Source organism: Polyangiaceae bacterium, from assembly GCA_016715885.1.
Lineage (GTDB): Bacteria > Myxococcota_A > Polyangia > Polyangiales > Polyangiaceae > Polyangium.
Genome location: JADJXL010000020.1, coordinates 990,691 through 1,017,567 on the forward strand (window position 1 = coordinate 990,691; position 26,877 = coordinate 1,017,567).

The 26,877-nt window shown below is 58.3% G+C and carries 17 protein-coding genes; 2 read left to right on the forward strand and 15 right to left on the reverse strand.

The window, feature by feature from the left end; all coding sequences use genetic code 11:
• The first annotated feature begins 77 nt into the window (after window positions 1-77).
• Window positions 78-1,763, forward strand: coding sequence for an FAD-dependent oxidoreductase (locus tag IPM54_29430; GenBank protein MBK9263913.1), 1,686 nt, complete (start codon window positions 78-80; stop codon window positions 1,761-1,763).
• Window positions 1,764-1,883: 120 nt separating this feature from the next.
• Here the strand turns inward: IPM54_29430 and IPM54_29435 are convergent, their stop codons facing one another.
• The 14 genes from IPM54_29435 to IPM54_29500 all read right to left on the reverse strand — a co-directional run bounded on the left by IPM54_29435 (window position 1,884) and on the right by IPM54_29500 (window position 19,547).
• Window positions 1,884-2,963 (reverse strand): ABC transporter ATP-binding protein, encoded by a 1,080-nt coding sequence (locus tag IPM54_29435; protein ID MBK9263914.1) that lies wholly within the window; start codon window positions 2,961-2,963, stop codon window positions 1,884-1,886.
• Window positions 2,964-2,966: 3 nt separating this feature from the next.
• Window positions 2,967-3,677, reverse strand: a complete 711-nt coding sequence (locus tag IPM54_29440; GenBank protein ID MBK9263915.1) for an ABC transporter permease — start codon at window positions 3,675-3,677, stop codon at window positions 2,967-2,969.
• Window positions 3,678-3,754: 77 nt separating this feature from the next.
• Window positions 3,755-4,675, reverse strand: coding sequence for an ABC transporter permease (locus IPM54_29445; protein MBK9263916.1), 921 nt, complete (start codon window positions 4,673-4,675; stop codon window positions 3,755-3,757).
• Between the two features lie 14 nt (window positions 4,676-4,689).
• Complete coding sequence (locus IPM54_29450; protein ID MBK9263917.1) at window positions 4,690-5,850, reverse strand: ABC transporter substrate-binding protein; 1,161 nt, start codon at window positions 5,848-5,850, stop codon at window positions 4,690-4,692.
• Between the two features lie 72 nt (window positions 5,851-5,922).
• A complete protein-coding gene (gabT, locus tag IPM54_29455) occupies window positions 5,923-7,251 on the reverse strand; it encodes a 4-aminobutyrate--2-oxoglutarate transaminase (GenBank protein ID MBK9263918.1) in 1,329 nt (442 codons plus the stop codon).
• A gap of 36 nt (window positions 7,252-7,287) precedes the next feature.
• Window positions 7,288-8,754 (reverse strand): aldehyde dehydrogenase family protein, encoded by a 1,467-nt coding sequence (locus tag IPM54_29460; GenBank protein MBK9263919.1) that lies wholly within the window; start codon window positions 8,752-8,754, stop codon window positions 7,288-7,290.
• 297 nt (window positions 8,755-9,051) lie between these two features.
• Window positions 9,052-9,519, reverse strand: coding sequence for a dirigent protein (locus tag IPM54_29465; GenBank protein ID MBK9263920.1), 468 nt, complete (start codon window positions 9,517-9,519; stop codon window positions 9,052-9,054).
• 103 nt (window positions 9,520-9,622) lie between these two features.
• Window positions 9,623-10,330 (reverse strand): sulfite exporter TauE/SafE family protein, encoded by a 708-nt coding sequence (locus tag IPM54_29470; protein ID MBK9263921.1) that lies wholly within the window; start codon window positions 10,328-10,330, stop codon window positions 9,623-9,625.
• Window positions 10,327-11,706 (reverse strand): cytochrome c oxidase accessory protein CcoG, encoded by a 1,380-nt coding sequence (ccoG, locus tag IPM54_29475; GenBank protein ID MBK9263922.1) that lies wholly within the window; start codon window positions 11,704-11,706, stop codon window positions 10,327-10,329. The genes IPM54_29470 and ccoG overlap by 4 nt, the downstream gene beginning before the upstream one ends.
• A 123-nt stretch (window positions 11,707-11,829) precedes the next feature.
• Complete coding sequence (locus IPM54_29480; GenBank protein ID MBK9263923.1) at window positions 11,830-12,411, reverse strand: c-type cytochrome; 582 nt, start codon at window positions 12,409-12,411, stop codon at window positions 11,830-11,832.
• Window positions 12,401-12,628 carry a hypothetical protein gene (locus IPM54_29485; protein MBK9263924.1) on the reverse strand — a complete coding sequence of 76 codons (228 nt, stop codon included), beginning with the start codon at window positions 12,626-12,628 and terminating at the stop codon, window positions 12,401-12,403. The genes IPM54_29480 and IPM54_29485 overlap by 11 nt, the downstream gene beginning before the upstream one ends.
• Before the next feature lie 12 nt (window positions 12,629-12,640).
• Window positions 12,641-15,040, reverse strand: a complete 2,400-nt coding sequence (gene ccoN, locus IPM54_29490) for a cytochrome-c oxidase, cbb3-type subunit I (protein ID MBK9263925.1) — start codon at window positions 15,038-15,040, stop codon at window positions 12,641-12,643.
• A 178-nt stretch (window positions 15,041-15,218) separates the two neighbouring features.
• Window positions 15,219-17,927, reverse strand: coding sequence for a heavy metal translocating P-type ATPase metal-binding domain-containing protein (locus IPM54_29495; GenBank protein MBK9263926.1), 2,709 nt, complete (start codon window positions 17,925-17,927; stop codon window positions 15,219-15,221).
• A gap of 57 nt (window positions 17,928-17,984) precedes the next feature.
• Entirely contained in the window at window positions 17,985-19,547 is a 1,563-nt protein-coding gene (locus tag IPM54_29500) for a response regulator (GenBank protein MBK9263927.1), read from the reverse strand.
• Window positions 19,548-19,841: 294 nt separating this feature from the next.
• Between IPM54_29500 and IPM54_29505 the strand changes: the two genes are divergently transcribed.
• On the forward strand, window positions 19,842-21,542 hold the full coding sequence (locus tag IPM54_29505; protein MBK9263928.1) for a hypothetical protein: 1,701 nt from the start codon (window positions 19,842-19,844) through the stop codon (window positions 21,540-21,542).
• Here the strand turns inward: IPM54_29505 and IPM54_29510 are convergent.
• Window positions 21,532-26,682 carry an AAA family ATPase gene (locus IPM54_29510; protein MBK9263929.1) on the reverse strand — a complete coding sequence of 1,717 codons (5,151 nt, stop codon included), beginning with the start codon at window positions 26,680-26,682 and terminating at the stop codon, window positions 21,532-21,534. The genes IPM54_29505 and IPM54_29510 overlap by 11 nt on opposite strands.
• Between the last annotated feature and the right edge of the window lie 195 nt (window positions 26,683-26,877).

Consider the following 26,877-nt stretch of genomic DNA (forward strand, 5'->3'; position numbering starts at 1 on the left):
CATGCGTAGCTGCATGGTTTCGCAACAGAATGAGGTACAATGAGCCGTGGTCGAGTCGACCATCCAGGAGGTTTGCCATGCACAATGATTCGAAACGAGGCCCCGGAGGCATGAAAAAACTTGCCGGACCAGAATCGGCGACCACAACCCGAGGTGGTGTCAAGCGCCGAGATTTTTTGAACGGCATGCTCATCGGCGCTTCGGGCATTTTTCTAGGTAGCTCCGCCATCGGATGCAGCGATGACCCCGCAGTCGCAAAGCTTCCATTGGGCAACGACAAAGTGCACGAGTACGAGATCTGCCATCAAATACGTGATGGCAAAATGTGGGACATTCCTGCAGCATCAGGCGATCTTTACGATTGCATCATCATCGGCAGCGGAATCAGCGGGCTCGTTTCTGCATGGAAACTCACCAAACGTGGCGTCACGAATCTCTTGATTTTGGAGAAAGATGCGATTGGCGGTATGTCTCAGCAAGACGGCGACCCCGCGCATCCATTCGCGCAGGCAGCGGCGTATACGGTATATCCATACAATGATAACCTCATCGAAATCTATACGGATCTCGGGGTGGTCACTGGCGTCGACATGGACGGCTATCCCATCGTCGATGAGAAATACATCATCGGCGAGCCTGCGAATAACGTGATGATGGGTGGGAAAATCATTGACGATGGATGGCAAGCGGGTCTCGATTCCCTGCCCCTTCCGGCCAACGTCATTACAGATTTGAAGGCATGTGTCGACGACATGAAGGCTTGGTACGATTACGTCGGCATGGATGGGTTGTACGCGTTCGATACTCCATCCGATGCATCGACGGCGGATGCGGATGTGCGAGCGCTCGATAATTTGACATTTCTCGATTACGTCAAGAGCAAGGGGTGGGATCCTGCCGTTTCGGAATTCTTCGATCGCTACATTCGATCGGCGCTGGGGGCGACGCACGACACGGTATCGGCGTGGGCGGTCTTGAACTTCATGGGTTCGGAGTTCCAACCGGCGATGTCGCAGCCCGGTGGAAATGCCTATCTGGCGAAAGGACTCGCGGCGAAGGTGGGCGAGTCGAAGATCAAAACGGGTGCGGTCGTCGTTCGAGCCAAGACCGAAGGCATGGAGGTGCACGTTACGTATTTGGAGAATGGCGCAGCGACGACGATTCGCGCGAAAACTGCAATTTGCGCGGCTCCGCTCTACATCGCGCGGCACCTTTTGCCCGACCTTGCCGCGGCGGGGCGAATGGAGGGCAAAGACTTCATGTATACGCCCTACATCGTGGCGCAAGTTCACGTGAACAAAACGCCCGCGGGTCTCGCGTACGACAATTGGGCACACGGCGATTACATCTTTACCGACGTCATCGTCGCGGATTGGGCCGGGCAAAGCGATCCGAAGAGCGCGTCGCTCGATCGCCCCAATGTGTTATCGATTTACACGCCCCTCTTTGGACCCACGGCAAGAACCGACTTGCAGACGAAGCCGTTCGAGGAGTACGAAAAACTCATTCTCGACGACCTGGAGCGGCTCATTCCTGGCATCGGCAAGACGGTCACTCAATTCGACATCTACCGGTGGGGACACGCGATGCTATCGGCCACGAAGGGTTTTATATTTAGCAAGAGCCGCGTAGATTCGCAAAAGCCGATCGGGCTCATCAGCTTCGCGTGCCACGACGTCGACGGCCTACCTGCATTCGAGAATGCGGTGGGTGCGGCGTTCCGGGCGCAAGAAGAAGTGGCGATGGTTCTCGGTTTGCCATGATTCTCGGAGCATAAACGCCGGCCCCAGCGGCATTTTCACGCGCGCGCGCGGGACGCCGCAAGCGCGTGAAATACCCACTGCGACCTCCCCATGTTGTCCGGATCAGGGATAAAGGCTCGATTATTCCTCGAGCACGACAGCATTTTCGGGTGCCCAGCCGACGACGACCTTCGTTCCAGGCTCCAAATACCCATGCGACGACGGCGGCTCGGTGGCCATGATTTTTGGACCGTGAGCCAATCGAACCATCGTCTTCCACGCAGCACCAACGAATACGGTCTCCTCGACCTCACCGGCAAGCGCAATCGGAAGCGAACCACCATTTGCCTTTGCCTCTGATTTGGTCACCGTGACCATTTCCGGTCGAATGCTGAGCCAAACGGTTTTTCCATCGGCAATGGCTTCTCGAGGTTCAATGGCAACCCGCCCGTCACCAATGCCAAGATGGTGCGTTTCGCCATCGCGTACGACGCAGCCGGAAATGAGATTGGTTTCGCCGATGAAGTCTGCGACGAATTTTGTTTTGGGCCGGTTGTAAATCGCGACGGGCTGGTCAATCTGCTCGATTTTGCCCGCATTCATGACGGCAATTCGATCGCTCATCGTCAGCGCTTCTTCCTGATCGTGCGTGACGTAGATGAAGGTCATCTCGAGCTTTCGTTGCAGCGTCTTCAATTCGAATTGCATTTCCTTGCGCAGCTTGAGGTCGAGCGCACCGAGTGGTTCGTCGAGGAGCAGAATGCTCGGGCTGTTCACGATGGCACGAGCGACAGCGACGCGTTGCTGCTGTCCGCCGGACATTTCCCGCGGCTTGCGCCCAGCAAATGCCTCCATGCGCACCGTCGCGAGCACTTCGTTCACTTTGCGCTCGATCTCGGCTTTGGGCAGGCGCTTCTGTTCCAATCCATAAGCCACGTTTTGCCGCACCGTCATGTGCGGGAAAAGCGCGTAACTTTGAAACACCGTATTCACATCGCGCTTGAACGGCGGCAGCGCCGATACTTCTTTACCTCCAAGCCATATCTCGCCGGACGTGGGCATCTCGAATCCGCCAATCATCCGGAGCGTGGTGGTTTTTCCGCAACCACTCGGCCCGAGCAGCGTCAAGAATTCGCCTTTCTCGACCGACAAATCGAGCGACTTGACGACTTCGACGTCCCCAAAACGCTTGACGACTTTCTTCAATTCGGCAAGAGCCACGCGTTACTCCTTGTCGCGACCGCCAAGGGCGGTGCCGAGTAGGATGAGGCTTATCGATCCCACAAATACGAGCGTCGAAATGGCGTTGACCTCGGGCGATATTCCCGTACGCATCATGGCCCAAATCTGAATGGGCAGCGTATTGTCACCCGCAATCAGAAAAAACGTTACAGGGATTTCATCGAGCGACAGCGTAAACGACAAGAGCGCCGACCCAATGATGGCCGTGCGAATGTTTGGGAAAACAACTCGCCAAAACGTGGTCAAAGGCGGCGCGCCAAGATCGGCGCTAGCTTCTTCGAGCGACGGATCGATACGCTTCAGGCGCGCGTACACCTGCGTGAGCGTAATCGCGATGAGAAACGTTCCGTGACCAATGAGCACGGCAGTGAGCGAAACGGGCACGCCGATGAGCGGAAAAAAGCTGAGCATCGCCACGCCCGTCACGATGCCGGGAAGCGTCAATGGCAAAAGCACGATGCGCTCGAATATGCGTTTTCCAATGAAATCATGTCGAGCGAGCGCGAGCGCACCCGGAACGCCGAGCAAGAGGCCGATCAACGTGCCTCCCACGGCAATGCCGAGGCTGATTTTCAGCGCCTGCAAAAGCGTGGCGTTCTCTGCCATGACTCGATACCAACGGAGCGAAACACCGCGCATCGGAAATACGTTGACCGAATCTGGATTGAACGAATACACGATGACGACGAGCATCGGCAGGTATATGAACGCCAACACGAACGCCGCCGCAGAGCCCACGGCAAACGTGGGTAGGTCGAATCGACGCTCTTTCACCGCGCGCCTCCAAACCGCCCACGCCCCGATTCCAAACTCGCAAATGACTTCTCGGTTCGCGCCGTCATTTCGAGGACGAGCACCACGACGACGAGCATGATGATCCCCACGACGGATCCGAGCGGACGATCGTTCGACGTGCCAAACAGATTCTGCACGATGTTGGAAATCATCATGTTGTCGGTTCCACCGAGCAACACTGGCGCGAGGAAATCGCCGAGCGTGAGCACGAAAGCGAACGTAGCACCCGCAATGATTCCCGGGAACGACAGCGGCAGGACGACTCGATAAAACGTCGTGAATCTGCCTGCACCAAGGTCCTTCGAGGCCTCGATGAGGGGTCGAGGTATGTGTTCGAATGCGGTGTACACGGGCATGAGCACGAACGGCGTGTAAATGTGCACGAGCCCGATGATCATGGCCCACTCGCTATAAAGAAATGCATCCACCGGAGCGCTGGTGAAATGCGCCCACTGGAGAAATGAATTCAGAATTCCTTCTCGCCCCAAAATGATCTTCCACGCGTAGGCTCGAACGATGTAGCTGACCCACAAGGGGACGATGATGAGCGTGTACAGGAGCTGCTTGCCGCGCTGCATTTTGAAAGCAATGAAATATGCAAGCGGAATGCTGAGACAAACACTGAGCGTGGTGACTTTGGCAGCGACGCTGAACGTATAGCCCAACGTGTCGCGATAAAGGTCCTTCGAGAAAAATGTTTTCCACGGAGCAACCGTCGGCTCGAAAACGACGTTTCCCAAATCATCCGATCCGAGAAAGCTTTGGCCGAGGAGCGCGAGATAAGGTGCGACCAAAAAGAACGCGAGCCACAAAAGAGGTGGCATTGCAAGAAAGTACAGCGCCCGCCTACGCGGCGCGCGCTCTGGGGTTGCCCGATCGGCAGACGCTGTACCCATTGCAATTCCCTCGACTACTTCGCGCTCTTGACCTCGTTCCAGAGCTCGTTGTACTTCTTGCGCTCCTTGACGTATTGCCAGAAGTTGAGCTTCTGGAAGTACGTCTCGCCCTCGGTCACGCACGGGCTCTTCTTCAGCTCGTCCGACATGTGCTCCTTGGCTTTCGCATTGGCGACGCAATAGCCACCGGTCGCGTCGAATACGAGCGCCTGCGCCTTGGGCGTGGTGACGTAATCGAGATAAAGCAGCGCCAATTCCTTGTTCTTGGACGACGACGTGATCATGAGCCTGTCAATCCAGCCCGTCGCTCCTTCTTCCGGAATCACGCCCTTCAAATTGAGCCCTTCTTTGTTGAGCGCGCCTACGGTGAGCGGCCAGCCGACCGCAAGCGCAACCTCTTTGTTCTTGAACAGATCGTTGAGCTCACCGGCCGTCGCCCAATACTTACGAATTTGCGGCTTCAGCTCGACGAGCTTTTTCTTCGCTTCCGCGAGCTGTTCGTCGGTCATGTTGTAGAGCGCACCGGGGTTTGTCTTGTCCAGACCCTGAACCTGCCCGATGAGATAGATGTTGGAGATGTCGTCCCAAAGGCTGACTTTGCCCTTGTACGCCGGGTCGAAGAAGACCTTCCAGCTCTTTGGTTCTTCCTTTACGACATTGGCGTCGTAAATCAGGTAATCGGGTCCCCAGGTGAAAGGAACGCCGTACAGCTTGCCGTCCTTTTTGACGTCATCGAGCTTGGTCAAGGCTTCGGCCAAGTCCCCGAAGCTCGAAATCTTCGCCGTATCGATGGGATCGACGAGGCCGCCTTGCACGAGCGTGTAGGCAACGTCGGACGAGGGCGAAATGACGTCGTACACGCCGGGGCTTGCCTTGAGTTTGGCAACGAGCTCGTCGCTCGAACCGAAATACGTGTACTTGACGGATACGCCGTACTTATCCTCGAAGCCTTTGGTGAACTTCGGGTCGGCATAACCTTCCCACGTCAGGAGCTGCAAGGTTTGTCCCTTGAATTTCGTTGCGGGATCCTCGGGTTTTGCGGCCGACGGTGCGGCTGCCGCGCTTTTTTCCGGCGCTGGAGTTGCCGCCCCGTCAGGCTTCTTTTCTTGCGTACATCCAAGCCCTGCGAACACGCAAAGCGCCCCAAGAGATACCGAAAGAAACAACCGCGTCATTACACATCCTCCCAATTCATCAGCTTGCCCATGCTATCGCCATGGGGGTTTCCGTGGCATGGTCCATGCGGCTCATGCATGTCCGCTAATCACTTCCAGGCCGCTTTCGATGATCGAAAGCCCCTCGTCCAATTCGTCGTCGGCAATGACGAGCGGCACGGCGAATCGGAGCACGTTTCCATGCGTGCCCGCGCCGAGCACGACGACTCCATGCTCGTAACAATATTTCGCCAGCGCATTCGCCGCGTTTTTATCCGGCTCTTTGGTTTGACGGTTTTTCACGAGCTCGATGGCTCGCATGGGACCGAGACCGCGCACGTCGCCAACCATGTCGAAATGGTCTTTCCACGCGAGAAGTCGCGATTCGATGCGCCGGCCGACTTCGGCAATACGCTCGAAAATCTTTCCACCATCGGCCTCGAACCTGTCGAGTACGGCGAGTGCCGCTGCCACGGCAACCGGATTTCCGCCGAACGTGCCGCCAATACCGCCTTCGACGGGCGCATCCATGATTTCCGCGCGCCCCACGACAGCCGAAATGGGCAAACCCGACCCCAAACCTTTGGCAAGCGTCAACAGATCGGGCTCGATTCCGTAATGTTCACACGCGAAAAGTTTGCCCGTGCGCCCGAATCCCGTTTGAATTTCGTCGACGACGAGCAAAATGCCGTGCTCTGCGCAAAACGCCGCGAGTTCCTTGACGAACGCCGGAGGCGCATCGACGAACCCTCCTTCACCGAGCACCAATTCGATGACGACCGCGGCCACATTTTTCGCGCCCACGTGATGAAGAACGAGCTCACGAAGCTCGCGCATCGCCCACGCCGAAACATCCGCTTCGGGACATCGATATGCATACGGAAATGGCGTTCGATACACTTCCGCGCAAAACGGGGCAAACCCTTGTCGATACCCAAGCTTGCTCGTCATGCTGAGGGCCATGTACGTGCGGCCATGAAATCCATGTTCGAATACGACGACGGCTTGCCTGCCCGTTGCCACACGCGCTATTTTTACCGCATTTTCGACGGCTTCGGCGCCGCTGTTGGCCAAAAACGTTTTTTTGGCAAAACGCCCCGGGGTCACTCGATTGAGCCGTTCGGCAAGCTCGATGTAGCCCTCGTACGGCACGACATTGATGCTCGTATGCAAAAATCGGTCGATTTGCGCATGGGCTGCCGCGACGACGTCGTCGGGACAATGCCCGAGGTTCGTCACGGCAATCCCCGATGCAAAATCGAGGAGCTGATTGCCATCGACATCTTCGATGACGGCTCCGCGTGCGCGCGCGACGAACACGGGCGTCGCGTGAAACGGGCCGCGCGCGACGGCAGCGCGGCGCCGATCCATGAGCTGCCTGCTACGAGGCCCCGGGATCTCGGTTTTCAAGTTGATCCGCATACTTGGACACTCCTCGACGAACCCTGACAAACACTTTCAGTACCAACCAATCGGAGCTTCGTCCAAGTTGATGTTGACTTGCTTGGTCTCGAGATACGCCTCGATGCCGTAAAGCCCGAGCTCGCGACCGGTGCCGCTTTGTTTGTATCCGCCCCACGGCATCTCGTTGAACGTCGGATGGTATGTGTTCACCCACGTGATGCCTGCACGCAGCTCGCGAATCACGCGATGCGCTCGGTTGATGTTCCGCGTCCAAACGGCCGCAGCAAGACCGTATTCCGTATCGTTTGCAAGCGCGATGGCTTCTTCTTCCGTGTCGAAGGGCAAGACGGAGAGCACGGGCCCGAAGATTTCTTCGCGTGCAATGCGCATGTTTGGCGTGACGTTCACGAAGATGGTCGGTTCCAGGAAAAACCCATGGGCGAGCGCAGGATCGGCAGGTCGCTTGCCGCCGCAAACGAGTTTGGCGCCCTCGTCGATGCCGATCTTGATGTACGATTCGACCTTGTCGCGATGCGCGGCCGAGACGAGTGGTCCCATTTTGCAGCCGTCTTCGAGGCCATGTGAAAGCTTGATGCGCGGGATTTTCGCGAGCATCGCTTCGACGAACCCGTCGTGGATCGTTCGTTCGACGAGCAGGCGAGATCCAGCCGAACACACTTCACCTTGGTTGGCAAATGCGCCGAACAGAGCGCCATCGACGGCACACTCGAAGTCTGCGTCTGCGAAGACGATGTTGGGGTTTTTCCCGCCAAGCTCGAGCGTGACCTTCTTCAAGTTGCCGGCGGAGGCGTGAAGGATCTTGCGTCCGGTGACGGTTCCGCCGGTGAACGCGACCTTGTCGACGCGCGTGTTTTCGGCAAGCTCTTCGCCACAACCCGCTCCAGGACCCGTGATGATGTTCACGACGCCAGCGGGAAAACCGACTTCGGTGATGAGTCGACCAAGCTCGAGTGCGGTGAGCGGCGTGAGCTCGGAGGGCTTGAGGACGCACGTGTTGCCTGCAGCAAGTGCGGGCGCGAGCTTCCACGCAGCCATGAGCAGCGGGTAGTTCCAGGGGATGATTTGCCCGCAAACGCCGACGGGTTCTCGCACGACGTAGCTCATGCTGTTGGCGGGAACGTTCATCGTTTCGCCATGGATTTTCGTCGCGAGGCCCGCGTAGAATTCGAAGCAGTTGGCAGCGTCCGACACGTCGAACTGCGCTTCGGCAAGGGGTTTGCCACAGCTTCGAACTTCGAGTTTGGCAAGCGCGTCGGCTTCGCGATTGATGGCTTCACCGAGCTTGAAGAGAAGTTTGGCGCGATCGAGCGCGGAGGTCTTGCGCCAAGGACCACGATCGAAGGCTTCGCGAGCCGCGTCGATCGCGCGGCGAGCGTCTTGTCGCGAAGCTTCGGGTACCGTCGCAACGAGCTCGCCACTTGCAGGATCGCGAAGTTCGCGCGTTTCTCCCGATGCGCTGTCGACCCAGGATCCCCCAATGAGCATTTGAAAACGTTTCATACGGCGCCCCTCTGCTGGAAAGGGGCGTAGTCTACGAAAAAACGGACCAGGATCGCGAGAGAAAAATGTGGGAGGTTGATTCGGGGCCGGGTCTAAAGGGGGCTGAGCAGGCTCCGACGCATCCGCGCCTCACCCCCCCCAACCCCCCTCTCCAACTACGCTTCGCTCCGTGGAGAGGGGGGAGCCCGAAAAAAAGCGGCGAGTTCCCCCTCTCCACGTAGCATTGCGGAGCAATGCGGAGTTGGAGAGGGGGTTAGGGGGTGAGGCGCGAATTGCGGACGAACCGAGACCGAGTCATTATTCTTCGAGCACGACCGTGTACACGAAATCGTATTCGACCGTGGGCGGCTGTGTTTCACGGAATCCGAGCGCCATTTCGCCCGTCGCGCTCTTGAATGCACCGGTTCCGCCGGTAATGGTGAGCGTCGATTCTTTTGCATCGAAAAACGGCCCGGCCACGCTGATCTGTCCGTCAGCAAGAAACGCGGTCCATTCACATTCCCATGAAACGCCGGCAGATACGCGTATGCAGTAGCCCTGATCCGTACCAACTTTGGTCGTATTCGTCTTGTCGTAAAGCGAATTGGCAAATGTGAGAATGTCGCCGACCGAATCCCCCATGGCTCCGGTATCGGTCACCGATTCGTTTTCCACATGCTCGACGAGCTCGATGACGCGAACCGTGGGAGCTCGAGCGCCTTCTTCCTCCGCACACCCGAAAAGAAACACCGACAACCCCAGTGCAAGCACCCATCCTTGACGCATGTGATTCCTCCGCGATGATCCACACGGCGCGCGAGCCGCAAGACAACGAGCCTACTTCCTTTTGCTACACGTTGTCCATCACGAATGTGAGCGTGCCGCACGTTTACGCGTGCTCTCCATGAGCACAACAAGCGGGCTTTTCCGCCGGTGCAAGAAGATTGCGAATGGGCGGCGCGACGACCCACGCAGCCGCCGCGACCAATACGGCAGCCCCAAGTTTTCGCGCCCATGCGCTGCGCAAACCAGCCCCCACCTTTGCCGCAGCAAACGCCGGCAACATCAATAGCGGCGCGCTCGCCAGTGAAAACACCGCCATCATCGCTGCGCCCGCCAAAGCCGACCCGCTCGAAGCCGCGGCGACGACTGCTGCCAAGAGCGCTCCACAAGGGAAAAACGCAGTTGCCAAGCCAAGCCCAAACCCGCGACGCGGGACGAATCGAACGAGCGTCCGGAAAAACCCTGCGTCGCTTGGACTTCGACCCAATTTGACGAGGCGCTCGCTCACCCCGGGACGAACGAGCACGATTGCTCGATAAACGAGTAAAACCGCGACGACGAGCGATAGAACGAGTCGCACAGCTTCACCCGCTTCGCCGCCTGCAAATGGCGCCGATACAGCTCCGGCGGCACCACCGAGCAGTGCATACCCTATCGTGCGACCTCCGAGGTACCGAACAACGAGGCTTTTGTCGAGTTTTCCGTCGGCGCTGGTCCCAACGGCTGCAATCGGGCCGCACATGGCTGCGCAATGCAATCCGCTCGTCGCGCCGAGTGCTGCTGCCGTGCCCATCGAAAGCAACAACATGTTCATGGCCCACTCCCGGCTGCTCGAGATTTCCCGGTTCCCGCGGTTGGCCCGACGAACGTTCCTTCCACGATGCGTTCTTCAAACGGGCTTTTAATGCGAATGCGGATCGGAACATTTCCCTTCATTTCCGACCGCTTGGCCGTCGCCGTGATGGGAACGGAGAGCCCCGCGAGGCCCGCGACATCCGGCTCGTTCATGGGCACGACCCATGTAATTCCGGGCGCAGGTTGCGGCTCCACGAGGAACGTGGCTGCATCCGGTCTTTTGTTTACGAGGTGAATCGTGAATGCATTGCGAACATCGTCGCCATCGAGCAAAAATGGCATACCTGGCACTCGCAGGAGGTTTGCCTCGAACGATGTCCGCGTGCGCGTCGCAACGGTTGCGACAATCAAACCCACGAGGCCCAGCGCGAGATAGAGCCACACGCGAGGCCGCATGATACGCGTTTTTTCGCCTGCGAGACCATTTTGAGAATCGTACCGAATGAGACCCCGAGGCCGATCCAGCTTGTCCATGACCTCGTCGCACGCATCGATACACGCCGTGCATGCAATGCAATCGAGCTGCAAGCCATTGCGGATGTCGATGCCCGTCGGGCAAACGGCAATGCATCGTTTGCAGTCCACGCAATCCGCGGCATTCGGATCCGTCGCTTTGCCGCGCGGTTCGCCGCGCTTTTTGTCGTAGCCGACGACGAGCGAATTCGGATCGATCAGGATCGATTGTAGCCTGCCATAAGGGCAGATTCCAATACAGAGCTGCTCGCGAAAACGCGCGAAATTCCCGTAAAAGACGGCCGTCAACGCAATGGCCCATGCAAAAGCTTCCGGATGCGCCGACGGACGCTCCTTCATCATGTCGAGAAGCCGCGGCACACTGACGAAATATCCAACGAATACGTGCGCAACGAATGCCGAAAGCATCACGAAGACGATTTGCTTCAAAACCTTGCGAACAATCTTGTCCGCGTTCCACGGCCCCTTGTCACGGCGAATGCGGACTTCACGGGAGCCTTCCAAAAGCCGCTCCACGGGGCGGTACAGCCCTTCCAAAAATACCGTTTGCGGACACGCCCAACCACACCACGCGCGCCCGAGCGTCGATGCCAACAAGACGAGAGCAAAGCCGACACCCGTCAGCAAGAAAAACAAGAGCCACAGATCCTGCGCGTTGAACGTCGCGCCGAAGAGGAAAAACTGCCGGCGTTCGACGTCGAGCATGAGCGCCGGACGACCATCGATACGAATCCACGGAATCACTGCCCATATGGCGATGAGAGCGAGAAAAACGAGCTTTCGCGCGCGGGAAAAACGGCCTCGAACATCGGCCGGTTGCACCCAATTTCGAGAACCATCGGCACGAAGCGAGCTTTGCATTTCGCCTTCGTTCGGTGGCAATACGGGCAGGTGAACTCGTGACATATCGCATTCGTGGGTTTTTCCCACGCTCCCCGAGCGAGCCTCGACACGTGCTGCGCCGAGACTCGCTCGAAACGCTGCTTACTCCTCGGGTACGCCTTGCGGCGCTTTGCCCCCCGGCACGTTCGTCCCTTTGATCGACAGCACATAGGCCGTCACCACACGCACCTTTTCTTCGCCCACCAGGTTGCCCCACCCGGGCATGCCATTTTTGGCAAAACCATCCTTGATGGTCGAATATATATGCATGGGTTTGCCCCCGTGCAACCAGGCATTGTCCGTCAAGTTCGGGCCGATACCACCACCACCCGTGGGACCATGACAAGCCAGACAATTTTTCTGGTAAACGTCCTGCCCTTCCGCTTTGGCTGAGTCATTTTTCGCCATCGCCGAAAGGCTATCGTCATTCGCTTCGCCCAATGCCTTGAGCTTTGCAGCCGCGGCCTCGGCTGCCTTCGCCTGCTCGACGGCAAACTCAGCGCCCGGCGAAGGCAGCGTTTTCAGGGCCTCGTACGCCATCCAATATACGGCACTGAAAGCAACTGCCGCATACAGCGTAAAGAGCCACCACCGAGGCAAATGGTTATCGGCCTCGAGAATTCCATCGTATTCGTGGACGATCTTTTCGCCGCCACTATCCGGCGGATGTTGTTCATTCGACATGACTCACCTCCCGAACATCATCGGTAGGGTTTTTCCGAAACGCGCGCGGGTCGTCGTCGCAGAGCGGCAGCGCCGCGAGCTCGGCGTATGCTTCCGGTCGCTTTGCGTAAGTACGCACGATCCAACCCGCAAAAACGACCAGGAACAGAAACAGTGCAGCGAGCGGCAAGAGGAGCAGCGGGCTCTGTGCAATGGGTGCAAGAAATGCTTGCTTCATGGCCCTTTCCTTTCAATTCCCAGCCGGAGTCGGGTTCTTCATCGTCACTGTCGCTGGTGCAGGCGCGGGCGGCGGAGGCGCGGGCGCTTTGCCAATGCGCTGCAAGTACGCGGTCATCGCCACGAGCTCGCTCGCGGGGTCCGCGGCAATGCCCTGAGATTCGAGATCCGCAACGATTTCCGCAGCTTGCGCAGCCGCATCTTTCGGAGCCGCCGCAATGTCGTCCGGCGTGTACGGTACGCCCACGCTACGCATTGCACGAAGCTTGTCCGACGTTCCATTGAAATCGATACGCGCGTGCTCGAGGTGCGCATACGAAGGCATGTTCGACCCGGCCGACACCGAACGCGGATCAATCATGTGCTGCCAATGCCACACGTTGGGGTACTTGCCGCCGAGCCGCGCGAGATCGGGCCCCGTGCGCTTCGATCCCCATTGGAATGGATGGTCCCAGCGCGAATCGTCGAGCTTCGATACGTCACCATAGCGCGACGTTTCGAAGCGGAATGGCCGAATCATTTGCGAATGGCAAGTGTAGCAGCCTTCCTTGATGTACACGTCACGCCCCTCGAGCTCGAGTGCACGATAAGGCGGATTGGTCTTCTTGGCGATTTCACCGTCCGTTTGTTGCATGACGATCGATGGGACGATTTCCGCAACACCGCCGATGAGGACCGCAATGACCGTGAACACCGTGAAGAGCAGCGCGCGACCTTCAATGATCGCATGCCACGTGGGTTTGTCCGGGCGCTTCGCCAACGTGATGAAGTAGATCCCCAAGTACCCGACGAGGATGGCGAGCACGATGAATGCAGCCGTGTCCACGCCGTTCGCGAAGCCGGCCATTCCGAGAAATCCGAGGCCGAGCGTCGTGACGAGAACGGGCGGGCCGAATACGATGTTCTTCCAGTTGACTTCCTTTTCGGGCTTCACCTCGACGACGATTTCGGCTTGGCCATCGACAGCCACGCCGCTCTTTGCGGTCATCCACAGGTTCCACGCCATCACGATCATACCGATGAGATAGAGCGTTCCACCGACGAGGCGGGTCCAGTACATCGGTTTGATGGCTTCGAGGGTTTCGACGAAATTCGGATAGAGCAGATTGCCCTGCGCATCGACGGCGCGCCACATCATGCCCTGCGTGATGCCACTGACCCACATCGAAATGATGTAGAGCAAAATGCCCAAGGTGCCGATGTAGAAATGGAGCTCGGCAGCGCGACGCGAATACAGCTTCGTGCCGAAAAGCCGAGGTACCATCCAGTAAAACATGCCCGCCGCCATGAGACCATTCCAACCGAGCGCTCCGGCGTGTACGTGGCCGACGATCCAATCGGTGTAATGCGCGAGCGACGACACGCTCTTGATCGAGAGCAGCGGCCCCTCGAACGTGGCCATGCCATAAAACGTGATGCCCGCGGCGAAGAACTTGAGCACCGGATCTTCACGGACCTTGTTCCACGCACCTCGCAACGTGAGCAGCCCATTGAGCATGCCGCCCCAGCTCGGAGCCCAGAGCATGACGCTGAAGATCATGCCGAGCGTTTGCGCCCAATCGGGGAGTGCCGTATTGAGCAAATGGTGCGGGCCGGCCCAGATGTACACGAAAACGAGGGCCCAGAAGTGAATGATGCTCAGCCGATAGCTGTACACCGGACGCTCGGCCGCTTTGGGAAGGAAGTAATACATGATTCCCAAAATCGGCGTCGTCAGGAAAAACGCGACGGCGTTATGGCCGTACCACCATTGCACGAGCGCATCCTGCGCACCGGCGAACACCGAATAGCTCTTCAGCAGAGAAACGGGGATCGACAGCGCATTGACGACGTGCAACACCGCCACGGTCACGATGGTGGCGATGTAAAACCACACGGCGACGTACAGTTGTTTTTCGGCGCGTCTTGCGAGCGTCCAGAAGAAGTTGACGGCGAAGACGATCCACACGGCCGCAATCGCGATGTCGATGGGCCATTCCAGCTCGGCGTATTCTTTGGACTGCGTAATGCCCAGCGGAAGCGTCACCGCCGCCGAGACGATGATGCCTTGCCAGCCCCAGAAGTGAATCCGCCCCAGCAATTTGGAGGCAAGCGTGGCTTTCACGAGCCGCTGCGTCGAATAATAGATGCCGGCAAACATCATGTTGCCGACGAACGCAAAAATCGCGGCATTCGTATGCAGCGGCCGAAGACGCCCGTAACTCAGCATGGGCGCAACGTTTGCCTTGAAAAACGCGAGCTGCAACGCAGCAAGCGCGCCGACGAGCATCGCCACGATCCCCCACGCGACCGATGCGAAAATGAACCATCGCGCAATCTGATCATCGTACGTAATCGTCCGTTTTTGGACGTTCGCACGATAGGGGCTCGCCGCCTCTTGCGAAGCATCTGCGAGCAATGCACTTGCCGTCATGACTTCCTCTTTCCTCCACGATGGGGGGTGGAACTTTCCTCTTCAATCGGCAAAAGCGCGAGCCGATCCGCGTGCTCGTCGTCGCGCTGACGTGCGCTGTAGGCAAACGCCAAAAGCGAGCCCACGACGAGCAGAAAACTCACGAAAACTTGCAAATGAATGGCTTCCATATTGCACCTCACCCCCTGGCCCCCTCTCCCCGGCGCCTTGCGCCGCGGAGAGGGGGAAAGAAGGCGAAACTTGCTCCGAAAACTCCCCCTCTCCGCGGAGCCGCAGTGCGGCGACGGGGAGAGGGGGTTGGGGGGTGAGGTGCGAGATTTTGCAAGCGCACCCGTTCACCACTCCTTCGCTCGTCGAGCGATACGATGACCATTGCAATCGTGCTGAGCGACGAGAGCGGCATGAGCACCGCGCAAAGCAGCGGCGTCATGAGCCCCGCATACGCCAAACCGACCGTCACGACGTTGTACGCAATCGCCACCGACAACGTGAATCCAAGCACGCGACGCAACCTTCGCGCATACGCGAGCGCAAGTCGCAATGGCGATAGCCCCGGCGTGACCAGATAGAAATCCGTGCGCGCCGCGAGAAATGGCCGATCGATGGCCGGTGTGCCGCTCGCCGTCGCTTCGGTCGCCACGAGCGCGTCATTGATTCCGTCGCCCAAAAACAACAGATCGCCCTCGTCATGCGCGCTAACCCATTCCGCCTTCGCTTCGGCGCTCTTTCCTCCCACGGTATTCTCCGGCGTTATGCCACACGCTGCCGCAACTTCGAGAGCGCGCTCCTGAGAATCCCCACTCAAAATTCCAATATCGTATCCCATTTCCCGCAATGCACGCACTTCGGCACGCGCATCGAGACGAAGGTCCTCGACGGTGCGAAACGAAGCGAGAATCCGACCGTCGACCCCAAATGCCACATCCGATTCGATGTCGCTCGACGGGTCAATCCACTCGCGCGCGCCAAGACGATACGAATGCCCATCCACGCTCGCCTGAACACCACGACCCGGAATCTCTTCGGTCACGAGATCCGGCCAAAAGTCGTCCGTTCCGAGCGCGCGAGAAAGAGCAGCACTCTTGGGATGCGTGCTGCGAGCGGCAAGGTTTTTCAGGACGCGCGATTCGAGAGGCGAAAGCATCGCCGCGGGCGAAACATCCTCGATTGCAAGCTTTCCCGTCGTGAGCGTCCCCGTCTTGTCAAAAACGATCTTTCGCACGAGCGCTGCACGATCGAGAAATGACGCCGAACGCACGAAAAGACCAGCCTTGCGAAGCCGCGCACCGACGATTTCGTACGCGAGAGGCGTCGCAATACCGAATGCGCAAGGACACGTGACGATCAATACCGCCGTCACTCGCTCGAGCGCCGCGCGCGGATCGAGCGTGAGCGCGTATCCAACGACGAGCGCAAAAAACGCAATCACGAGCACGGCGGCTACGTATACGCGAGCAAAGGTGCGCCAATACGCCGTCGCACGTCCATCGCGACCATCGCCGGGCGGAGCGCGAAGCAAGTCGACGAGACTGCTCGCAGCAAAATCATCCGCTGCACGAAGCATTTTAGCTCGCGCATCCGCAAGAAATGCCCCCGCGGGAATGGTTTGCCCAGGCTCGAAGACGCGTGGCGCGCTTTCCCCATTGACCCAATCGAGCGAAAACGGCGCGGCATCTTGCCCAAGTAGATCGGCCGAAACGGGCACCACATCGCCCGGCGCAATGACCAAGGTATCGCCTTTGCGAACTTCCACGGCGCGTCGCAAAACGACCTCGCTCCCCTCGAGCCGCCGCGTGTAAAGCCCTTCGGCACCGTCACTCGCGAGCAGCCGCTTCTGATTGCGCTCGATGAGCCGCATTTGCAGAAAACGCCCGACGAGCATCAACGCAATGAAGACCGTCAGCGTATCGAAATACGTCGTGAGCCCATGCGCAAGCCATGCCCACGTCGACGAGGCATACGCGAGCAGAATGCCGAGCGCAATGGGCAAATCCAGATGCAATACGCCGCGACGCAAACCGGCGATCGCGCTTTTTCCGAAATACGATCCGCCCACGAGCACGCTTGCCGTCGCGAGCCCGAACGAGAGCGTGAGAAAGAGCCGATGCAGGGGCCCCTCGGTGAGACCCGCGTACATGGAGATGGCCAAAATCATGCCATTCATCGCGATGGCAATGGCGATTCCCATGCGAAACAGAAGCCCATTGGACGGGCTCTCGTCGCTCTTCAGCTTGGGCCCCAACAAATAGCCGCACGATTCGACTCGCTGCACGAAATGGCGCAACGGGAATTCACGCGACGCCGTGAGCCGAATACGACCAAGTGCCGGATTGACGACAATGCCGGCAGCTCCAGCCTCGCGGCGAAACAACTGTTCGATGAGCCAAACGCACGCGGCGCACGACAAACCTTGGATGTCGAGGTCAATTCGGAAAAGTCCGGCACTCTTTACAAGCTCGGCTTCGATGGGTTCGAGCCACTTTTGATCGCGACCTTCCACAGTCGTCGTGACAGGCTCACCCTTGTCGCCCCGAAGCGCGTAGTAACGATCGAGCCGTTCGTCTCGCAATAATTCGTATACGAAGCGACAACCAGCACAACAGAATGCCGCCGTGACGTCCGCTGAACACGGACCACCACAATGCAGGCAATGATTCGTCGAAGGCGCTGGGTCCACGAGCGTCGTCCGACAGCAATTTGTGAGCCGAGCGGATTTCCCGCGATTTTTCCCTCGAACGTCAATCACTCGGGCGCAGCGATTGCGGTCGCGGCGCAAGTTCTGCACTTCGACTCGATAATCAAATCCGCCAATCCACCGCAAACGCGAAAGTTTTGCCGGCAAACCCGTGACCCATGACCGTACGCCGCCGCTCGTACCACGACGCATGCACAATCACAAATTCAGGCAATGCCCGGCAGGAGGAAATCTGACTCACCATCGTCCTCATGCTGCCTTAGCCGCTCGAGATGCCAGCACGTTGCGGATCGTCTGCAGATCGACTGGTTTGACGAGATGCGCGTCGAATCCGGCTTCTCGCGACAATCGTCGATCATCGTCCTGGCCATATCCCGTCGTTGCGATGATGACCGCATGATTCAATCCGCCGTGCCGCATCGCGCGACAAGCGTCGAAACCACTCATGTGAGGGAGGCCAATATCGAGCAATATCACATCGGGCCGCGTTTCAAGAGCATTCTCGACAGCCCCTTTACCATCGTACGCCCGCAAAACTTCGTGCCCCTCGACTTCCAGCAATTGCGCGAGCGTATCCGCCGCATCGCGGTTGTCGTCCACCACGAGCACCCGCAAGCCACTGCTCGCCATTGTCCGCGGCGCACCGCCGTTCGGCTTCCGCGGCGCCACATCGTCGACACGCACCGGAAGACGCACGACGAATTCGCTTCCTTTACCTCGTCCGGCGCTATGCGCCTCGACACGCCCGCCGTGCATTTCGACGAGATTCTTCACGAGCGACAGCCCGATGCCCAAGCCCCCCTCGGAACGGTCCAAATTCCGGTCGACCTGATAAAAGAGTTGAAACAAATTCCTCATGGCTTGAGGATCCATTCCTCGACCATTGTCGGCTACTCGAATGACAGCCTCCATCTGGCCATCGTTCATCACCCGATCCACATTCAATTCAATGCAGCCCCCTTCGTCCGTATACTTGGCCGCATTGTTCAGCAAGTTGCTCACGACCTGCGCCAATCGAGCGAAGTCGCCATCCAAAAGAATCGGATCCAGTGGCACGTTCACCGTCAAATGATGATTACGTGCATCAATCAGTGGGCGGCTCGTCTCGATCGCTTGTCCTACCACATCATCGAGATGAATGAACGCTTTTCGGAGCTGAACTTTTCCGCGCGATACGCGCGATACGTCCAGCAGATCGTCCACCAACCGGGCGAGTTGATTTACTTGCCGTTCGAGCACGTCGTGAAGTTTTTGCTGCCGAAGAGGCACGGGTCCAATCAAACGAAGAAGCTGGACCGCATTGAGAATCGGGGCGAGCGGATTGCGCAGCTCGTGCGCGAGCATGGCCAAAAATTCATCCTTTCGTCGATCCGCTTCTTTTAGCGCTTCCTCGGCGCGCTTGTGGTCGGTAATATCATGCGATATACCAACGAGCCGCAGTGGGCGGTGGTTTGCATCGAATTCAACGCGCCCAAATTCACCGAGCCATCGGACTTCACCATTCGGCCTGATGATTCGGAATTCGGATTGGTAAATACCGTCTTCCGATTCCAGCGCTGACCGAGCGTTCGCTCGAAACACGTCCCGATCCGACGGATGAACCACTTGTAGAACGCCCTCGAGCGTGTCCGACTCGGTTGCTGGCAATTCATCCACGTTGCTTTGCAGCCGTCGCACACGGTCACGCACGACATCCCACTCGAACGCAATCGCCAACGATGAAATGACGGCAAGCGCCCAATAGGTATCGTCGCACAGCCGAGGCCCATGGTCTGCTCGCAGCGTCGGATCATGCTCGTGCTCGACGGTCATTCATTCCTCCGATTGCCAACTCGCTTCCGATTGCCAACTCGATGTACGACCTCCCCGGGTTCGAGGGTCCCCGATTGGCACGTTTACGTTGGCACGCACAGCGCGACGACGCAATCATACCCGCGCACAAGCGCACGCAATGCACCCTCGCGCAAAATCGTCGCGCCCACATGCACCGCTCGAACCTTGCAGACTCATCCGCAGGCAATTCCGGCAGCGGCACGCTTCTTGTTGATTGTTGATGAGTGGCCCTTCTTCCCCATCGGCGCGATTTCCGATTCACGAGTCACTCCAATGAACATCCTCACCAAACTTGGCATTCGGCTGCATGTGCTTCACTGGCGCCTGACGTGGGCAAAACACGATTCTCACTATCCGCCACCCGTAAAGGACAACCCGAAATTCATGACCGCATGGCAAGCCGCTCGCCTCATCCATGACGGCGCCATCATGGCCACCTCGGGAATCGGCGGCAACGAACGCTGCTCGCTCATGTATTGGGCCATGCGCGAGCGATTTCAGGCGGAAAAACGCCCCTCGAACATCACCATCATTTCCGTCGGAGGCCAAGGCGGTCGGGGCAAAGTCCCCGGAACGCTCGAAGAGCTGGGCGTCGAGGGGTTCAATACGCGTCTGTTCACGAGCCATGCGGAAACGTACAAGGCTCAGCTCGCATTGGCCCAAGCCGGTAAACTCGAACTGCAAATCATCCCGATGGGAATGCTCACCCGCCTCCTGAAGGCTCAAGCCGAAGGTCGTCACGACATTGCGGATCGCATTGGTCCAGGCACGTTCATCGACCCTCGAACGGGCCGCGGAACTCCGCTCACCCCCGGCGCCCCCCAATACGTCGAAGTATTGGACGACGGGCAATTCAAGTACCACATCCCCCTCATCGACACGGCCGTGTTCAGCGCTCCCGCCGCGGACCGCAAGGGCAACATTTATATTAAAAATTGCGCCGTGGTCTCCGAAAGCTGGGAAATTGCCAAAGCGGCGAAACGAAATGGCGGCAAGGTCATCGTGAACGTGGGATTGCTCGTCGACGAAGGGTACGACGAAGTTTGTTTGCCGGCGGAGGACGTCGATGCAATCGTGTATTGGCCCGGCGTCGAACAAACCGTCACGGTCCCGCACCGCAAATATTGGGACATCTTTACGACGAATAGCCGCACGCCCATCGACGAGGGCATCATGCGCGTGGGCGTCGTCAATGATATGCTGGGCGTGACTCCGCATCGAAAAACCATCGACAACGTGCTCGGAAGGCTCGCTACGCAAATCTTCATCGATCACGCCCATGCGGGCGATCACGTCGACATCGGCGTCGGCCTTCCGGAGGAAGTGTCGCGCATTCTTTTCCAGCATGGAGCCATGAAGCGCCTGACGATGATCAATGAAAGCGGCGTCTTCGGTGGAATGGCCGCCCCTGGCGTTTTCTTCGGCGCCGCCATCAATCCCACCGAAATCGTCTCTTCCGCAACGGCATTCGAACGCGTATTCAAACGGCTCGATTGGGCCATTCTGGGCGCCTTGGAAGCCGACAGCGCAGGCAACGTCAACGTCTCCAAGCGCGGCGAAGGCCCCATGCATTACGTTGGACCCGGTGGGTTCATCGATCTGACCACGAATGCCAAGTCCATCATCTTTTGCAGTGCCTGGGGTGAGCACGCGAAAATCGACGTGCACGGCGACCGCGTCCACGTGGCCGATCCAGGCACGCCCAAGTTCATCGATAAGGTGCACGAAATCACGTTCAATGGGGCCGAAGGACTGAAGCAGGGCAAGCGTATCTATTACGTGACCCACGTGGGCGCCTTTCAGCTCACCGAGCGCGGCATGGAGCTCATCTACGTCATGCCCGGCGTCGACCCACAGAAAGACATCATCGACGTATGCCCCATGCGCATCGTGCTGCCGGAAAATGGAAAACCGGCCATTGCAGCAGCGAATGTCGTGACCGGGGATGGGTTTACGTGTGAAATCAGACCGTAGGGGCCGATTCCTCGTCCACCTCGACCACGTCCGGCAATGAAAGCGTGAACGTCGACCCCTTCCCTTCTTCGCTCTCCACCGTAATCGTCCCACCATGAGCTTTCGCAATTTCGGTCGCGATATAAAGCCCGAGGCCCAGCCCACCATAATGCTTGTCGGAAACGGCACGCTCGAAGCGCTCGAAGATTCGCGCACGCATTTCAGGTGCAACTCCAATTCCCTGATCCCGCACCGAAATCTGCGCCATGCCTGATTGACCCTCCACGGAAATTTCAATGGGCCTGCCGCTACCGAACTTGATCGCATTCGATATCAAATTCGCAACGATCTGCTCCACCCTGCACCGATCCCAACGGCCAATGAGATGGCGATGCGCCGAAATCGACACAAAGATGCCCGCGCGTTCGAATTCAGCCTGAAATTGACCCACGACATCGTGTACGAGCGCCACGCAATCGACCTCTGCCCGATCGAGCCGCAAGCGTTGGGCGTGAATCCGCGACACGTCGAGCAGGTCGGCATTGAGCCGCGACAGGCGCGTGCATTGCCGTTCGATACGATCGACCGACTTTTCCATCGATGGATTTCCGGATGGGCACCCCCTGATGTCTCGACGGAGCCGCTGAAGCGACAAAAGCAGCGATGCGAGCGGCGTATTGAGCTCGTGGGATGCAATCGAAAGGAATTCGTCACGCGCACGAAGTGCCTCCTCGGCCCTCAGCCTTTCGGCCTGCTCGGTCGCGAGCGACCGCGCATGCTCGAGAGAAATCGCCGCCTGCGACGCGAGCAGCTCGAGCGCCGCAATACGCTCGGTCGTAAAAGCTCCCGTCACGAGATCGTTTTCCAAATAAAGTAGTCCAATCACTTCCCCCTGCCGCATGATGGGAAGCCATGACAAAGACCTCGGCTTCACGCTGGCAATGAACGGGTCTCCCATGTACCTCGCCATCTCGGCATTGTCATTCAAAATCACCCGCTGCTTCGTTCGCATGGCATATCGAGCAAGCGATACGGGCACGCGCGTGGACGACCACAAAGGCTCCGACTGGAGGACTTTCGTCTCGACGTCCTGGCCCTGCAAAAACGCCTCGGCCTCGATCGATGGCTGCGCATCCCGAACGAGCACCAGACAAGCTCGTTGCGCCCCGCCCTGCTGCAAAACCACTTCGAGCAGCGTGGGCAGCAACTTGTCGACGGCAATCTCACCCGAAATCGTTTGCGATGCCTTCACGACCGAAAGCAAATCGAGCTGCTCGGCGCGTGCGGAGAATGTCGCCGAGGATATCGTGGCCCCCCTGGATTGTCCCCAAAGCCGAGGGTACCGAACGTCCATTTGCTTCACCTTGGCGGCGGCGCCCCAGCGACCATAACGAATCCGAGCTTCCTGCGCATGCGCATGTGCATTGAGGTCGAACCCACGCGATTCGTAAAACTTGGCAGCGATTTCGTACGCGAGCGCCTCCTGGTGAACGAAACCATTGTCGTGCGCAGATTGAATCGCTTGGTCGTAAAGACGCATCGCGTCCATATCGCGGTTTTGAATGCGCGCTATTTCGGCACACACGAGCGCGTGGCGGTTCTGATAATTTTGCGGGCAATTGTCTGCCCAAAGTGCATGCTTTTGTCGCAAATGGTCGAGCTTCGACAGGATCTCGCGTTGCTGCTCTTCGGTCCTCTTCGGATGGAGCGCCGCGAGCGTGAGCGCCAAATAAAAATGATACGTCGCTTCGATCGGCATCGCCATGGCCGCCCCGAGGTTTGCTGCCGCTCGCATCGCGAGCTCGAGCGCCGCTTCGTGCTCGCCCGCATGAAACGCCATGATCTGCTTCATGATGTCGTGAAAAACGATGCCGCAGCCGAACGTCGCCCTCGTAATGACCTGCAAACTGGATGCTTCGTCGAATTCCCCATCCTCGAAGCTCGATAACCCCTGCGTCATGCCTTGAAATGCCGCCACGAATTGTTGCTCGAAACGAATCGTCTCATAAACCGCGTCGTTGTGGCTTTGCCTGGCAAACGCCGCATACTTTCGTGAAGATTCGAGCACGTCGTCGAGCGACTCGCCGTTTTCGATGTATTGCCAAACCGTTTCGAATGCGAGAAAACCAGCGTACACCAAATCGCCGACGTCGAGGCACGCGCGGAATGCTTGCTGCAAAATGGGAAAACCCGTGGAAAAATGCTTCCGCCAGAAATGAATGTGATCGCCGTGCAAATGCAAAAGCGTCCCGCGAAGTTTCCGGTCGTCGAGCTTCTCGTTGAGCCGCAAGGACATTTCAGAAAACTCGTAACCCGCAGGAATGTCCTCGAAAATGGACACGAGCATCAAACCATACACGCTATAGGCAAAGCACGATTCCTCGGTGTTGCCGCGCTCGAGCGACCAGCATACGGCCTCGAGCGCGATGAGTGGGAAGATGCGCGGCCGGCCGATATATGCGCAGGGCGCTGATTCGACGAGAAGCGCGATGATCGCTCGCGCCTCCGGATCCGTCGCCATGGGCGCATCGATGAGATCGGCTATCCGGCGACCATGCATGAGCTTCGCTATCGTCGCAATGACGTCTTTGGTCGCGCGACGAATTTCACTTTCCTCGTCCGGCAACGTCACACCAAATAGATGCAATGCCGCAAGCGCAACGGTCACCCCTTCGTCATATCGACCCGACACCTGGTACAACCTCATGCGGAGCCGATATACCCGCACGCAGTCGAACTTCGACCGCGCGTTCTCGAGCAGCACGTTGAACAGCGCATCGGCCTGCGAGAAATGCCCCGCAAGGTATTCACACTCCGACCGTTCCAAATGAATCTCGAACGTGTCGTCGTAATTCGTCGTCCAAGCGTCCGGCGCGAGCAGCGTCGATGCCAGGCTCAAATATCGCAAGGCCGATGCATGAGCAATCGAGCTCTTTGCTTTCCGACCGGCTGCAAAATTCAGGCGCCACAGAGCTTCCCTTTCGCGCTCGTCCGTAATGAGCTCGACGCCGCGGTTGAGGTGGTTGACGATATCGAAAATTTGCTCCGCAATCTTCGCCGGCGGCACGTGCGCCTCGAGAATCCGCCCGATGTTCAAATGAATCGCCGCTCGAGACGCCTCCGGAATGAGCGAATACGCCGCTTCTTGAACGCGATCGTGCGTGAACTTGTACGTATCGCCCGTGCGCGACAATAGCCCCGCATGCAGCGCATCCCAAAACGCCGCGTGCACCTCTTGTTCCGAACGCCCGAGCACCATCGCCAAGATGGCCGCATCCGCAGTATTTCCAAGGCACGCTGCGAGCTTCACCGCGTCCAGCGTAGCGGGCGAAAGGCGGCTCAACTTCCCTATCATCAATGCCACGACATTATCTGTCAATCCCTTGGCCCGAATCTTGGCAATGTCCCACTGCCACTCCCCAGCATTCGGATTGAATTCCACGAGGCGTTCTTCATAGAGCGTGAGCAGAAATTGAATCGTGAAAAAAGGGTTGCCAGCCGTCTTTTCGTGCAAAAGCTCCGAAAGCGGAGTCGCGCGGTCCGCACTGCAGCGAAGAGCGTCGGCGAGAAATGCCGTGAGATGCCGTGGAGACAGCGGACCAAGAACGATGTTCGACGTCTTCGTTCCCATTTTCCGCACATTGTCGATCGCCAGCATCAGCGGATGCGACGGGAAAACTTCATGGTCGCGATATGCGCCAACGAGGAGCAAGAACTGAGCTTCGGTGTGCGTCACGAGGTCCTCCAGGAGCCCGAGACTGCCCGAATCGGCCCATTGGAGGTCGTCGAAGAAGAGCGCGAGCGGGTGCTCGCGTGTCGTGAATACACCAATGAACTCGCGAAATACGATACGAAACCGATTCTGCGCTTCCGCCGGCGGCAAAACGGGAACGGGCGGTTGCGGCCCGATGATGAGCTCCACCTGCGCAATGACGTCCACGATGAGCTGCCCATTGACGCCCAGCGCTTCCCGAAGACTTTTCCTCCATTCCGCAATCCGATCCTCGCTCTCCATCAGCAAGTCGAACACGAGCTCTCGGAAAGCTTGCACGATCGTGGCGTAGGGGCTCTCGCGGCGATGTTGATCGAATTTGCCCGCCACGAAAAACCCTCGCCGCTGCGCAACGGGCTTGTGCAGCTCTTGAATCAACGACGACTTACCAATGCCAGAATAACCGGACACCAGCACGATCTCCGGCCTGCCCGTCGTGACGACGCGATCGAAAGCGCTGACGAGCGATGCGATCTCTTCTTCTCGCCCATAAAGTTTTTGTGGAATTCGAAGGCGATCCGAAAGATCGTACCGACCCAGCGAAAATGCATCGATACGCCCGCATTCGGCCCACCTGACGATGCACTCTTCAATGTCGTGCAAAAGCCCCGCGGCGCTCTGGTATCGATCGTCCGGCATTTTCTCGAGCAGCTTCATCACGACGCCCGATAACCCCTCCGGCACGCCCGGTTTCACTTCGGCGAGCGGCGGAGGCGCATGCGCGATGTGGCAATGAATCCACGCGAGCGGATCGCGCGCTTCGAAGGGAAGCTTGCCCGTGAGCAATTCATAAAATATCACGCCAAGCGAATAGAGATCCGTGCGGCTATCCACCGGTTGACTCATCCGACCCGTCTGTTCCGGCGACATGTACGGCAAAGATCCCTCGATTTGCCGTGGTCTTCGCGGAGCCACGTGCTCGCGAGAGAGCCGCGAAGCAATGCCGAAGTCGACGATTTTCACATGGTTCATCGTCGGATCGACGAGAATGCTCGAGGGCTTCAGGTCCTTGTGAATGACATCTTGCCCATGAATTTGAGCAATGGCAGCCGCAAGGCGGACGGCAAGACGAAGAAAGCCGCTCGTTTCCATGGGGACTGGAATATGATCGAGCGGTCTTGCATCGATGTCCGGCATGACGAGGACAGGCAGCCCCTGGTACGATTCGAGCGCCAAGGGCTTGACGACCGCCGGGACGTCGAGCGACCCTGCAATGTCGAATTCATGTTTCAGCCGCTCGATGTCGTGCGCGCCGCTGGAATTCGGGCTCAGCACTTTGCACACGAGGCGCCGCCCATCGGCGTTGCGCACGGCGCGGACGAGCGTCGACTCCGGGCCTTCGCGAAGGGTATCCATCACGCGATACGGTGACGTTTTCAGTCTCTTCATGGTTACGACTCATGGGGAAACCACATCCGCCGGGACAACCCCTTCGACCCGTTCCGTTCGCTCGCAGAATCGGTACAACCCCCTCCCTGAACCTTCTAACACACAATGCAGGTCGTTGCTGCCCAAAAGACGTACGAACGATTTCGACAGACGCGGCGCGAGGGCGCGCTGGTCGAGCGTATTGGTTGGCTGAAC

Excerpts from the sequence above, each read along its gene's own strand:
- IPM54_29430 (MBK9263913.1), top strand. The coding sequence starts at position 78 with ATGCACAATGATTCGAAACGAGGCCCCGGAGGCATGAAAAAACTTGCC.
- IPM54_29440 (MBK9263915.1), bottom strand. The coding sequence starts at position 3,677 with ATGCTCGTCGTCATCGTGTATTCGTTCAATCCAGATTCGGTCAACGTA.
- IPM54_29445 (MBK9263916.1), bottom strand. The coding sequence starts at position 4,675 with ATGGGTACAGCGTCTGCCGATCGGGCAACCCCAGAGCGCGCGCCGCGT.
- IPM54_29450 (MBK9263917.1), bottom strand. The coding sequence starts at position 5,850 with ATGACGCGGTTGTTTCTTTCGGTATCTCTTGGGGCGCTTTGCGTGTTC.
- gabT (MBK9263918.1), bottom strand. The coding sequence starts at position 7,251 with ATGCGGATCAACTTGAAAACCGAGATCCCGGGGCCTCGTAGCAGGCAG.
- IPM54_29460 (MBK9263919.1), bottom strand. The coding sequence starts at position 8,754 with ATGAAACGTTTTCAAATGCTCATTGGGGGATCCTGGGTCGACAGCGCA.
- IPM54_29465 (MBK9263920.1), bottom strand. The coding sequence starts at position 9,519 with ATGCGTCAAGGATGGGTGCTTGCACTGGGGTTGTCGGTGTTTCTTTTC.
- IPM54_29470 (MBK9263921.1), bottom strand. The coding sequence starts at position 10,330 with ATGAACATGTTGTTGCTTTCGATGGGCACGGCAGCAGCACTCGGCGCG.
- ccoG (MBK9263922.1), bottom strand. The coding sequence starts at position 11,706 with ATGCAAAGCTCGCTTCGTGCCGATGGTTCTCGAAATTGGGTGCAACCG.
- IPM54_29480 (MBK9263923.1), bottom strand. The coding sequence starts at position 12,411 with ATGTCGAATGAACAACATCCGCCGGATAGTGGCGGCGAAAAGATCGTC.
- IPM54_29485 (MBK9263924.1), bottom strand. The coding sequence starts at position 12,628 with ATGAAGCAAGCATTTCTTGCACCCATTGCACAGAGCCCGCTGCTCCTC.
- ccoN (MBK9263925.1), bottom strand. The coding sequence starts at position 15,040 with ATGACGGCAAGTGCATTGCTCGCAGATGCTTCGCAAGAGGCGGCGAGC.
- IPM54_29495 (MBK9263926.1), bottom strand. The coding sequence starts at position 17,927 with ATGCGTCGTGGTACGAGCGGCGGCGTACGGTCATGGGTCACGGGTTTG.
- IPM54_29500 (MBK9263927.1), bottom strand. The coding sequence starts at position 19,547 with ATGACCGTCGAGCACGAGCATGATCCGACGCTGCGAGCAGACCATGGG.
- IPM54_29505 (MBK9263928.1), top strand. The coding sequence starts at position 19,842 with ATGAACATCCTCACCAAACTTGGCATTCGGCTGCATGTGCTTCACTGG.
- IPM54_29510 (MBK9263929.1), bottom strand. The coding sequence starts at position 26,682 with ATGAAGAGACTGAAAACGTCACCGTATCGCGTGATGGATACCCTTCGC.